Source organism: Bremerella sp. TYQ1 (assembly GCF_020150455.1).
GTDB lineage: Bacteria > Planctomycetota > Planctomycetia > Pirellulales > Pirellulaceae > Bremerella > Bremerella volcania_A.
Genome location: NZ_CP083740.1, coordinates 2,005,598 through 2,019,914, shown reverse-complemented (window position 1 = coordinate 2,019,914; position 14,317 = coordinate 2,005,598). Strand labels below are relative to the sequence as shown.

Genomic DNA, 14,317 nt, shown 5'->3' with positions numbered 1-14,317 from the left:
TCCTCAGGTCTTGTCTCCCGATCCGCGACAGGAAGTTGCTGTCCGCAATTCACTACTCGAGCCCAGCTTTAACGAAGATAAAAGGTTCGCCAAATGACCATTCGTCATGCGAGTAAGCTTACCCGAGCCCAGCGCCGTGATCTCAATAAGAAGAACCGTCTTCTTCGCCAAACGAAACAGCGTTCCATGCAGCACGAGCCGCTGGAAAAACGGGAAATGCTTACTACCGGCATCGTCCCTCAGCTTGTTGGGATTCAGCCGAACAGTGGCGAACTTCTGCAAGAGAACGACGTTCGCGGCATCTCGCCACGCTCGCTGACGTTCAACTTCGCTGAAGTCACCGACCAGTTGGATCTGCTCAATCCAGCAACGCTCAGCGATGGGATTGTGATCACACGTGCCGGTTTGGACGGAAAGCTGGGAACCGTCGACGACGTCCAGATCACCGGTAAGGGGGCGAACTTCGAGGGCTTCATTGGTATCGGCGATCAGCCTAACCAAGTGGTCGTGCGATTCGGCGAAGCTCTGCCGGACGATATTTACCGCATTCAGATCACCAGCGACTTGAGGGACATGGAAGGCGAATCGGCGACCGCCTTCACACGTAACTTCGAGTTGAACCTGGCTCCACAGGTGATGTCGGTCGTTCCGCAGCCGGTAACACGCGACACCGATGGTTCGCTCGAAATCGCTCGCGATACGATCCATGTTTACTTCAACGATGACGATCTCGATCCGGCACTGGCCTCGAATCCTGACTACTACCAGCTGACGTTCCAGAAGGCGGAAAGCAGCGACGGTAGCCCAGACAACAGCGATCTTGGTTTGGGTAACGATTCGCAGGCGTTCTATCCTGTGGAAGTGGTCTACGATGCCGAACTCGATTTGGCCGTTCTGCGATTTGACGGTCCGATTGAAGACCTGATCAACGCAGCCGATTCCAACGCAAACTACGCCACCGTCTTCCGTCTACAAATCGGTGTTCGTGGTATCGCCAGCAAGGCTTCGCAGATTCTCGATCTAACGACGCTGCCGGACGTTCAAAACTCGAGCTTCGATACGGCAACGGACCTATCGAACTACTCCGGTCAGTTGCAGAACGAAGGTGGCTTCGAAGATTACACCAATGCGAACCTTTTCGGTGGGAATCACGAATTCCGCGTGACTCGTGGCGCCGATGTCGACGTCAACAATGACAGCGTCGCGGACGTTAACCACACGACGTTCACCATCGACGATGGTCGCGGAAATCTTCGTACGTTCGAGCTGACCTCTGATGGTACTGTTACCGCTGGTAACATTGCGATCGACATCAGTGGTTTGGGAAGCACGACGTTTGACCTCGCCGCGGCGATTCGCACGGCGATTAACAACGAAGCCTCCGGAACATTCCTCGTCGAAGCTTCGACGGTAACGGGCTTCAGCACCGATCGTTCCCAACTGCGAGGTACCGACGGCAACCGCGTAAGCATGGTCTTGGGAACGAAGTCGACCGGCTTGATTGTCGACCGAACACAAGCCCTTGTCATTCGTGGCGAAATTCAGAACGTCACTTCCTACGATATCGCATTGCCTGGTGGGAACGATGAACCAGGGCACCGCGACGTGGAACTGGATGGTGAAAACCATTTGGGCGGTGGTGATCAAAATGGTCTCGGCGTCACGGTCGTCACTTACAACTTCCCGAATGTTTACGGTGTCGATCCTGCAAGTCCGACCAACGAACCTTTCCAGAACCAGATTACGGAAGAGCAAAAGAAGCGTGCTCGCGAGATCTTCGAGATCTATGGTTTCTATGCCGGTCTTGAATTCGTCGAAGTGCCTAACGATGTCGCTGCCAGCGTTGGTGTGGTTACGGGCGACCTTCGCGGCTTGAGCCCAGATATTGCCACAGGGCCAGGTGGCGTTGCTGGTTTGGCCGGCAACGGTTTGGCCATTATGGAAACGGCCGACCACGATAATCCAGGCGACGATGAAGTGGGGGCTGTTTGGCAACAGACCGCGTTCCACGAAATCGGTCACTTGCTGGGCTTGGACCACACCTACGATCTGCCACCAGGCACGATCATGGGCGATGATGGTAATCTGTCATTTGGTTTGACGCCAGAATCGCTGCTGCCGGGCGACTTCGATATTACGCACTTGCAGCACTTGTATCGTCCAGACGTGATCGATATCGACATGTACCGTTTCGAGGTTACCGAAACGGGACGATTGTCGGCTGAGATTGTCGCGGAACGTCTTTCCGATTCGAGCCGTCTCGATTCGGCTCTGACGCTCTATCGTCTCAATGGCGATGGTTCTTACTCGGCAATTGCTCGTAACAACGATTACTTCAGCGAAGATTCCTTCCTGGAAATCACGCTTGAGCCAGGGACCTATTTCATTGGTGTCTCGGCAAGTGGCAACGAAGTTTACGATCCGAACATCGAAGACTCGGGCTTCGGCGGCACGTCGGAAGGTGAATACCACCTGCAGTTGCGATTCACTCCAACGGTCAACGACTCGATTCGTGATACCGGTGCTACCGTTTCGCAATTGAATTCGATGGTCGTACGTACCGATGGTGGCGGCTTCCAAGATGGTCAGACCATTACGCTGAAAGATGACAGCGGAATGACTCGCATCTTCGAGATCGACTACGACAACAACCTCAACAACAGTAATGCCGAAGCGGTTGTCGTGAATTCGAATACGCTTCAGAGTGAGGTCGTTGCCGCCCTGGTCACTGCGATTAACGATGCCGATTTCAACGTGGTGGCATCTTCCACGGGGAACCGCATCGAACTGCGAAATCTGGCCAGCAACAGCCCGATCACTCTGTCGCCTAGCATCATTCAAACGCAGGCGATTGTCGTGACGAGCGGTGCGGCTGCAGGGGCATCGTTGGATGGCGACTTGGACGGCACAGCCGGCGGGGCATTCAACTTCTGGTTCCGTGCTGAACCATCGACTTATGGTTCGATTACTTCGGCAACACCTCGCACGTTGTTTGTCGATGCGACCTATACAGGAACGGCCCAGACGGGTTCGATCGATCAGCCATTTTCCACCATTGGTGCTGCGATTAGCGCGGCTAGAACAGCCGGTCGCGGCGACGTGATCCGCGTCATCGGTCTCGGAGGAGTCGGCGACGATCAATCGACGCTCAGCGACAACATTGCTTACCTGATCGGGCGAGATCCGATCACCAATGCTCCACTGAAGGATGGCACCGAAATCATCTTGCCTAAGGGCGTTACGATGATGATCGATGAAGGAGCCATTCTGAAATTCAGCAACTCCAGCATTCAAGTTGGTAGCACATCGGTTATCGATGACTACAGCTTCGCTTCGTTGCAAATTCTAGGTATTCCGGAACGTTACCAGCCGAATACCCAATCGAACGGAACCGTTACCCTTGACGAAGAACGTCAGAATCGTCGTGTGACGCTGACGTCTTACAACGAAACGACGCTTCTAAACGATCCAGACCAAGACGCCGAACGCGTCGGACATGCGAGCAATATCCAAGCCGATGCATCGGCTGGCAACTGGGGCGGTATCCTCTTCAATCAAGAGGTTGACCGCGAACAGCTGCGAGGGACGTATGAAGATGCTGGTATCTTCATGAACTCGATCATCGGTGCCGAGTTCCGCTACGCAGGTGGTATCGCCGAAGTAGATGGTGCGGACGTTTCGCTCACGCCGATCTACATGGAAGAAGCCCGTCCGACGATCAATTACAACGTGATTCGTCTGAGCTCCGGGGCCGCTCTTTCGGCAGATCCGAACAGCTTCGAGGAATCGAACTACACGGTTTACAACGGTGCTCCTGCTTCGTTTACTCCAGACGTCAGCCGTGTCGGTCCTGATATCTTTGGAAACCGAATCGTTCAAAACTCGACCAACGGTATGTTGGTGCGAATTCTTTCTTCCCCAGGTAGCCCTCTGGAAGAAATGACCGTTGCTGGTCGCTTCGACGATACTGACATCGTCTATGTGATTCAGGAAGCCCTGCACATCGATTCGACGCCAGGCGGGGCATACTCGGAAAACGTCGATGTTGTCAAAGTACAGCATCTGTCCGGCATCACCGCAGGTTCCCGTCTGCGAGTTCGTGCTCTTTCCGATACCAATCAGCTTCGGGAATTGATCATCGAGTTCGTGGACTCGAACAATCCATCGACGGCGACAAGTGACGTGGTTTACACCATCAACTTGGACACGATGGTGCCTAGCGAAACGCCTGGCGTGGGTGAAGAAGTTCCTATCGGTGTCTTTACTGAAGAAGCACTTGCCGAACAAATTGCCTTCCTGATCAATCGTTTCCGCGATTCGCAATCGTTTGGCTTCCCAGGGATCTTCCTGAATATCGACGCGGTTGCAGAGAACGGTAACGTCCGACTCACCGGCGATTACAGTGCAGCCTACTTGGGTGGAAATGCTGGCATCGTTGTCGATCGCCTCTACCAGGCTCGCTACGATTCGAGTTTGGTGGTCGATCCGAATGTCGTTGTGAAGTTCAACGCCGGTCGTATCGAAGTCGAGATGGGGGCAAACTTCATCGCGGAAGGTGCCCCTGGTCGGCCGGTTGTGTTCACCTCGCTGCGTGACGATCGTTATGGCTTTGGTGGAACATTCGATACCAATAACGACGGTGCTGCTTCGGTGGCTGACGAAGGTGATTGGAGCGGTATCTACTTCGCCCATACCTCGTCAGGTAGCCTCGACAATGTGCTGCTTGCCTTTGGTGGTGGTGAGTCGAACATCAGTGGTGGGCAAGCTCACTTCAACGTGATCGAAATCCATCAGGCCAAAGTGCGTGTGACCAATTCGACCTTCGAGTACAACGACGACGGTCAAGGCGCCGGTGTCGGTGGTCCGACTCGAAACGGCCACATGAGCAACGATAACGCGGTGATCTTCGTCCGCGATTCGCAGCCGATCATCGTTGGCAATAACTTCCGATTCAACGAAGCCAACGTGTTGAACGTCGACACGAGCTCGCTCAGCCATGACTTGGTTGTTGACTGGGGACGTTCGACAGGCAATCTCGATCGTCAACGTGGTTTGGGGGACAACCAAGGTGCGTTGATCCGTCGTAACCTGCTGACCGACAACGATCTGAATGCAATGGTTGTCCGTGGCGGCGTGCTGACGACCCAAAGCGTTTGGGACGATACCGATATCGTTCACGCTTTGTACAGCACTATTTACTCGACCAACTTCCACACCTACGGCGGTATCCGCCTGGAAAGCTCGGCGACTGAAAGCCTTGTTGTGAAGCTGTTCGGCAACAACGCCGGCTTTGTTGCGACAGGGGCTCAGTCTGATATCGACGATCGAATCGGCGGTATGCTGCACGTCGTCGGGCAAGCGGGCTTCCCTGTTGTCTTCACGGATATGCGAGACGACACGGTGGGGGCCGGGTTCACGCAGTATGGAACTCCGCAAACCGATACCAATAACGACGGTATCTTCGGTGAAGATCCTGCGGCCGCTCAGCCGATGCCAGGCTCGTGGCAAGGTTTGACCATCGAACAGTTCGCCAACGATCGCAACGTTCAGGTGATCGTGGAAGCGGAAGCAAATAACCTCACCGGACAAGGCGTGAATGGCTCGCCGGTCAGTGCTCAAGCTCTCGGCCGTCTCGCTCCCGATGAGTATGGCGGCGATGACAACCGTCGTCTTGGGTTCGAGGTCAACGGTTACTTGAGCAATCGTGCAGACGTCGACGTCTATAGCTTCGTCGCCGAGCCAGGTACGGAAGTTTGGTTCGACATCGACAAGTCGAGCTACTACTTGGACGTCGTCGTCGAACTGATCGACGGTAACGGTAACGTTCTCGCCGCTTCGACGAATTCTTACGATCAATCGGGCGACAGCTTCTACGGCCAAGGCTCGATGCTGAAGGTGACCAACCCGCTGCAGAAGTCGGGCTTCTACAATGAAGATCTGTGGTCGAACAATCCTCGCGACGCCGGCATGCGAGTCGTGCTGCCAGGTCAACCTGGTACGGCTCGAACGTATCACGTTCGCGTGCGTAGCAACACGAGCGATCTGACTTCGCCAAATGGCAATGTCGTCGCTGGCGAAACGAATGGAGTTTACCAGTTGAATCTGCGTCTGCGTGAAGTGGACGAACTTGCTGGTACTTCGATTCAGTTCGCTGACATTCGATATGCTGAAAACGGTATCTCGATCTACGGTCAGCCAGGGCATTCGCCAGTCTTGGGCGAATCGTCCGAAGATAGTTCCAACAACGACACGATCGGCAACGCTCATAAGCTCGGCAACGTGCTGCAGTCCGATCGAGCGGCCATCAGCGTGGCAGGCAACCTCGACACGTCACAATCAGACGTCGATTGGTATGAAATCTCCTTCGACTTCGCAGGTATCCAGTCGATTCCTGGCACCAGTGCTGCTGGCGAATGGGGTTCGCTGGTCATCGACTTGGATTACGCGGCTGGTTTCGATAATGCCAACTCGATTGTTTCGGTCTTCGACTCGGCCGGACGCTTGGTGTTTATCAGCGATCGCGGTTCGGTGAACGATGACCTGACCCATCCGCAAACGACCGGTAACGCCGGCTTGGCTGATCTGACGCGAGGATCAAGCAACAGCAGCGATCCTTACCTCGGTACAGTCATGCTGCCAGCAGGTACGCCTGAGAACCCAGCGGTTTACTATGTCTCGGTGAGTTCGCAGGAACAGACTCCGATTCAGATGAACCAGTTCTTCCAGTCGAACGCTACCAACACCCAGGTTCGTCTCGAACCGATCAACTCGGTGCATCGCATCGTGGAAGATCACATCGGTAGCGGTACGTTCACTTCCGCTTCGACGCCGACGCATACCAGCATCGTTGATAACTCGAACGTCAATCCTTACGTGCTGGGTGACTTTGTTGTGTTCCTGAGCCAGAACCAGGGCACGAGCACCGATCTGTACGCCGTCGATCCGTTCACCGGGGCGGTTGAAGCACGCGTTGGTCGTTCCGGGGCTGCCTTCCGCGACTTGGCGATGGCTCCCGATGGAACGCTGTACGCATACAACGTCGACGTGACGGGTCGTCTGGAAGACGCCAACTCTGGTAACTTCCTCGAGATCGACACCGGAAATGCATCGGCCACTTTCATTCGTGACGACGGTATCGTTACGTACGAAATCAACAACAAGGGCGACAACGTCCGCGTTGGTAACCTGGCCAATGGTGCCGACGAAAACAGCGGTACCGGTTGGGGGTATCAGTTCCAGGCCACGACGTTCCACAACAACTTCGGTGCCGATGGCCTGCAATTGTATGCCGTCGGTAGCCGTGGCGATGTGAATAACTTCGCCGATGAGTATGCCAACATCCTGTTCTTTATGGATGCCAGCGATTCCGATGGTGACGGTAACCCAATTGGTGCCCCAGACGATACTCGCACGATCAACTTGGGCGTGCTGGGTGATATCGCCGATACCAATATTCAGGGCAACCTGACCGCTCGTATCAATACCGAGGTGGATCGTGGTGTCTCGGCTGCATCCAACGCGTTGGTAGCTGTGGGTGCGACAGGTGCCGGAACGACTGCTGTCCTTCGAGATGGCATGTTGTTTGAAGTCGATCCAGACGGTGCCGGTCCTCTTGGGACGACTGTCTTTGAACTCGACATGGGGAACGACTTCAATCTTGATCTGAGCCCCGGTGCCGGAAGATTCATCAGTGATGGCATGGAATTCCAGGTGGAAGGTTCGGCGATCAACACGATCCGCTTCCAAACTGGAGCTGTGATCGACACGAACTTGTTCAATCCAGCGGTCGTCGACAACACGTTGGATAACACCCAGCGAAGTTCGATTACCATTACTAGCGGTGGTACTTCGCGAACCTATGTGTTCGACAACGAAGACAACGGCACCGTTGGAATTACGGGAACTCAAGTTCGCGTGCCATTCAACTCTGGTTCGTCGCCAAACGAGATCATGTCCGCTCTGGTGACAGCGATTAATGTCAATTCGACTAATTTCGGAGTTACGGCAACAGCAACTGCCAATGGACGTATTACGCTGACAGGCGATACTGGAATTTCGACCACAGGTAATATTGGCGGAATCACTGTGGCGGGGTCTTACAACCAGGTTTCGTCAGGTAATGTGATTATCGTTGACGTCGAAGAAACGATGTCGAGCACTGAGGTCGTCAACGCTATCCGAAATGCTACCAATGCGACGACCGGCACGACTGGCTTGTCGGTCAGTTCCTCCGGTAGCCGATTCAACTTCCTGGAAGCAGGAACTTCTGTGGGCTACTTGCAGCAGGCAAATGCATTTGATGCATTGCTTGACCCAGCGTTCTCGGCGACCCAGGGCGTTGCAATGGGCAACGAGGCCGTCTACATCGGTGCTGGTTTCTCCGGAGCTGATGTTGGTGACGCGATTGTCGATGCGGCGACCAATGCGATGATAACGGCGTCGAATACCGGAAGTGGTGCCAGCAGCAGTGTCGTTACCTTCGATACGAATACCGAAATCGAAGTTGACACCGCGTTTGATACTCCATTCACCGTTGGTGGCGACGCCAGTGGTGGTTTCGTGACCGGTATTGCTTGGGTTGGAAGCAATGTCTACGCGGTTACGAATACCGGTGGTTTGTTCAATCTGGCACCAAACGGTTCGATCCAGGTCGTAAATGATGAAATCCAAGCTGACTTCATCGCGACGCTGACCGACGATCTTGGTAACCCTCTGACGTTCTCCAGTTTGTCAGCCGGGCCTTCGCGTGCCGGCGGCAATACCGGTTACTCGGATGTTCTGTTCGGCGTGACATCCGGCGGCGATATCTACGCGTTCGATGGAAACGGTGCCGATCAGTTTGTCTTCCATGGCAACCGATCGAATATCTCCACTGGTATCAGTGGGGTCAGCGGCCTCCAGTTCGGTACGTTGAACGAGAACCTCTGGAACATCAACGATATCGGCGAGAACGAAGCTGGGCATGGTATCAACGTGCCGATCGACAACTCGCGTACCGCTTCCAACGGTGGCCTGAGCTTGTACTTCGGTAACACGGAGGACACGTTTGCCCAGGACAACGCAACGGGTAACAAGACCACCAACAACTATGACTTCCCTGGCGATGCTCATGGTACGGTTATTACCGATGCGTTTAGCCTCTACGGTTACAACGCTGGTGACCTGCCTACTCTGTACTTCAACTACGAATTGCAGACCGACGGGAACGACTATAACTACGGGCCTATCCCAGATACTCCAGCGACCGATGCTCTGCGTGTCTTTATTGCTGGGGACGATGGTGAATGGCACCTGCTGGCCACCAACAATACGCTGCGTCAATCCGACACGGGCCCGAACCCAGATGATGAATTCGACTTGATTGGTGATCTTGGAAAGTTCAGCAACGCCGCGATCGACGAATCGCTTCGTGCCGACGGGGTCGCTGGTACTGAAGGGGTTCAGCCGCTGTTCGACAATACCGGATGGCGTCAGGCTCGCGTCGACTTGTCGGCATTCGCTGGCCAGGAAAACCTGCGTCTGCGATTTGACTTCTCGACTGGTGGTTCGGTTAACCTCGGCGGACGTCATCTCAGCAGCAATACCGACCTGAACACTGAGGAACTTCGCTTCCTGCGTGGTTCTCAGATGGCTGACGGCGGTACGTTCATCGTGACCGATCCGATTAACGGTGGCTCGACGACCTTTGAATTCAACAAAGGACAGTCGTTCACCTTCGACAGCGGTGCTCGTATCGCGGACGGCTTGAATCCACTTGCCGGTGCCGGTGCGAACACGTTCACGCTGACTCGCCTGGCCGGTGGTAATGAAACCGCGACCTTCGAATACGTTCTCGACGCTGCCGATGTGACGCCTGGTAACGTACCGATAGTCTTCTCGATTACCGACTCACCAAGTGAAATCGCTACGCTGACGCGTCAAGCAATCAATGTTGAGTTCAATTTCATTGACGTGAACTTGTACTCGGAATCGGCTGACTCGTTCAATATTCAGGGCTTTGAAGATCTGATTCAGAACACGACTCAGAACGATGCCGCCCTGGGTATGACCGTTACTGGTAGTCGCCAGCTGACCGATCCAACGAACACGGTGATCTCTTACAACAGTTCGACGACAGCCAACGAGTTGGCAATCATTGCTCAGGACGTGATGAACTTGGAAATGGCTCCTCAGGCGTATGCCCAGGGCTACTTTATGTTCAATCGTTTCGAGGAGTTCATCTACGGTAACGGTTACCTGTTCGATATCAACGATAGCGGCCTGGGTTACGACGGTTTCCTGCAAGGCGACGACTTCGGCTATGCCGATAACAAAGTCGGTGCTCCACAGGCGACCAATACCAACGCCAACATGCGTGGTCAGGACAACCAGAACCGTGGTGTGCTGATCGACGACCTGATCATTGGCTTCGCCGAACGTGGTGAAATGGTGACTGGGGCAACGACCAATGCCGGTTACACGCACAATCAACAGCTGCGTGGTAACGAAATCTTGACCGGTGAATACCAGCTCGAGATTCGACGTGGCACGGACTACGGTGCACCGGATCCGTTTGCACCAGGGCTTCTGGCTTTGGATCCTGGTTTCACGTTCGATACCAACGATCGTTTGAACAGCAGCTATACGGTTAAAACTTCGTCTGGCGAACTGCTCGGTAATCGTGACCGGATTCGTGTCGGTGATGGTGTGGATTGGGTAACGTTCGAGTTCTTCGATCTCGATTCGGTTGCCGAACGTCAGGCTCGTGGCTTGGCTGGCACAGCGACTCGTACGGCCTATGACTCGACCAACAATGTCTACAGCATCGGTTTCTACAACACTGACTCCGAAGCCGATATTGCGTTGAAGTTGATGCAGGCCATCAATGATCATTCCGGTCAGATCTCGCGAGGCTTGATCAGCACCACCAGTGGCGGACTGGGCGTCTACGCTCAGGTCAATGCCCGCAACGGTGTGACGACCAGCAATCGCGTTGATCTTTCGGCGAAGACCTACTCGGACAAAGTTCGTTTGGAACTAGACGTTCAGTCGGACGATGCCTTCCGTGAAGCAGTCGACTTGAATGTCGGCGGCGACACCCTGGGGGCGACCCATCGCATCGACGTCGAGATTCAAGGAATCTTGGGCGACAACGATCCTGTCGAACATGCTGACAGCATCGCTGATATCGATGTGTATCAGTTCGAGATGAACGCTGGCCAAGAAGTCCAGATGCTGCTCAGCACGGACTTCAGTGATGCAAGCGGCATGAATGCGGTTCTGCGACTGTTCCTGCGAAATGCAAACGGGACATTCACGGAAGTGCTGCCGACCATCATCCCTGGTGCGGCATCCGACGAATACAACTTCGAGGCTGCTACTGACGGTACTTACTTTGTTGTCGTCGCTGGCAACCCAATTCCGCTGCCAGCCAATGGTGGAGCAGCTACGGGCACGCTTGGTTTCGATGCTACGAAGGTTGGTAAGAACGATGCCGGTCGTCAGGTCCGAACCTACGAAGGTGGCTACGATCTGACAGTTTCGTTGGCGGAAGATCTGGGTAATACAACGACTCAGCAAACGATCCCGATCAACCGTGCAACGGGTTCTTCGTCTGAATCGTCACCACGTCTGACCTCGCTCGAGATCGTGCGTCATGATCAGCTGGCTGGATACGATTTGATTGGCGACTCCAATCGCCATCGCGATCAGGGTCAGATCATCATCAGCTCGAACATGATCTCGTACTCGAATAACTACGGCGTACTGATCGACGCTGGGGATCGTCTGACGATCGAAGATCAGCTTTCTGGAAACAATCGTCCGCACCAAGGTGCTCCGATTAACTTCCCGAACGCTTCCAACGCACAGCGGTTTGCTACCGGCGTTACCGTTGAGAATAACGTCATCTTCGAGAGCGATACCGGGGCGATCTTGTACAGCGGTGATCCGCTTTCGGGAGCGAACCCAGAAGGTGCGGTGCCGTTTGGACGCATTATCAACAACACGCTCTATGGCAAAGACGGCACAGGCGTTGGCGTGACGATTGAAGAATCGGCTGGGCCAACGTTGATGAATAACATCATCGCTAACTTCGCGACGGGTATTCAAGTCGACGGTTCGTCGGCAGGATCGACTGTTGTTTCGCGAACCCTTTATCAAGGGAACGGAACCAACACGACGGGGATTGCCGGAAACGGTAACTTGGCCATCGTGCTCGCCGACGGCGATCCACTCTTCGTTGATGCTGAAAATGGCAACTTCTACCTAGAAGAAGGAAGCCAGGCAATCGACGCGGCTGTGGATGCGATCCAGGAACGTGCTGAGGTGAGCCAGGTCGTTAACCCACTGGGTATCGACAGCACACCACTGTTGGCTCCAGAGCGAGACATCACTGGTCAGCTTCGTGTTGACGATCCAAACGTGGTTTCCAGCGGCGGTGTCGGTGGTGTGACGTTCCGAGATATCGGTGCGTTTGATCGAGCCGACTTCACCGGCCCCACCGGCTACCTGATTGATCCTCAGGATAATGATGCCGCCGACCGCGATCTGGATGAAACGCCAGACGTCGTTCAGTGGATCGATGGCCCTCTGACGAACATCTCGATCCAGCTTTTGGATCAAGGTGACATCTCCGATCAGGTCCAAGGTACCGGGATCGATGATTCGACGGTCGTGGCCGATTCGGTCAAAGTCGAAATTATCTCGGGAGCTCCTTACTACGAGTTAGTGCTCGGCGTCGACTACACGTTCGACTACGACGCAACGAACAACATCATTCGACTGGTTCCGATTTCGGGCGTGTTCCAGGAAGGCGTGCTGTACAAGGTCACCTTGGACAGCAATCCTGCAACGGACGACGCGGTCATTCGGGACATCGCCGACAACCCACTTGCGTTCAATAATCAAGTGGAGGACGAAGAGGGCAAGCTGGTCGGAGAGACTCGCTTCCTGATTCAAGTAGGCGGTCTGGTCGACTTCGGTGATGCTCCAGACTCGTACGGAACCACGTTGGAGGAAGATGGTGCTCGCCATAACCTGGTCGAGAACTTCTATCTGGGTGATGGCGTCGATGCCGAAATCGACGGTCAGCCTACGGCCGATGCTTCCGGCGACGGTTCGACTGACGATGGTATTTACATCCGTACTGATGCTCCAAGCGGTGGTGGCTTCCTCGAATTCACCCTGCGGGATGGTATCAACAACGAGATCTACGTCACCTCTCGGGCACCTTCCGGGAGCACCTCGTTCGGCTTCCTCGATGCCTGGATCGACTTCAACGGCGACGGCAAGTTTGATGGGAAAGGCGAGCACATCATCTCCAGCATTGCGTTGACCCAAGACGCAATCGACCCAACGGGCTCGCTGTCAGGCCTGGGGCAGTTGATCACAATTGCCGACATCCCAGATGACGCGATTACGGGAACGACAATGGCTCGCTTCCGTTTGAGCAGCACCGGCGGCCTAACGCCAAATGGACTTGCCGAAGATGGTGAAGTGGAAGACTACCAAGTCACCATCGGTACCCCTGGTGTCAATCCGTGGCATAACAGTTCCAATAATGGTGCTATCTCGATCGGTGACAACAATGTCTCCGGTTTGGACTACGCACTGTTGCTGGAAGAAATTCGGAATCGTGTCTATACCTACGGTACGGCAGACCCAGCCAATGGCATCGCTGTTGGTGACTTCCGACCAGGGTTTGAACCAGACGTGATCGATCCGAGCTCGGTTCCGGCCAAGCTGGACGTCGACAACGATCGTCGCATCACGAACTTCGACTTGACGGCTCTGCAGAACATCCTTAACGGGCTTGTGAATCCAGAACCAATTTCGATGCTCGACGGAGAATCTCTAAACAGCGAGATTGCCGATCCTGTCGTGGTGGAATCGACCGAGTTTGCCGTCGCAACACCTTCGTCGACTCCATCTGCTTCTGCTCCGGTAAGCACTCCAACGGCATCGATTCAAACCGAATCGTTGGTTGCTACTTCGAGCTTCGACGCAATCGCTCCGAGCTACTCGGAACTGGAAATGCGATCCGCTCTGGAACTGATGGGCTTCACCCGCAGCGAACAGGTTGAATCGAGCGTCATTGATGCCTCGTTCCTGGACGAAGCGGTCAGTGTCGACGCTGTTAACTTCGGCGATCAGTTCGACCAACTGCTGGGCGAGATGGCGGACGACCTGAGTTCCAACTGGGATGGCAAGCAACTCGGCGACGAGTCAGAGGACGAGATGGACTCTGACGAAATCGATGAGCTGCTCGCACTGATCAGCGATCAGGGTGACGAAGGCTAAACCTGCTCGAGAAGCACATCGAGCCTCTAAATCAAAT

General features: G+C 54.6%; 1 protein-coding gene. It reads left to right on the top strand.

What is annotated here, in order from left to right:
* Positions 1-93 precede the first annotated feature (93 nt).
* On the top strand, positions 94-14,280 hold the full coding sequence (locus LA756_RS07590) for a GEVED domain-containing protein (protein WP_224439267.1): 14,187 nt from the start codon (positions 94-96) through the stop codon (positions 14,278-14,280).
* Positions 14,281-14,317: the final 37 nt, after the last annotated feature.

Bases quoted from the DNA above. Each gene is read 5' to 3' on its own strand.
- LA756_RS07590 (WP_224439267.1), top strand. From the start codon at position 94: ATGACCATTCGTCATGCGAGTAAGCTTACCCGAGCCCAGCGCCGTGAT.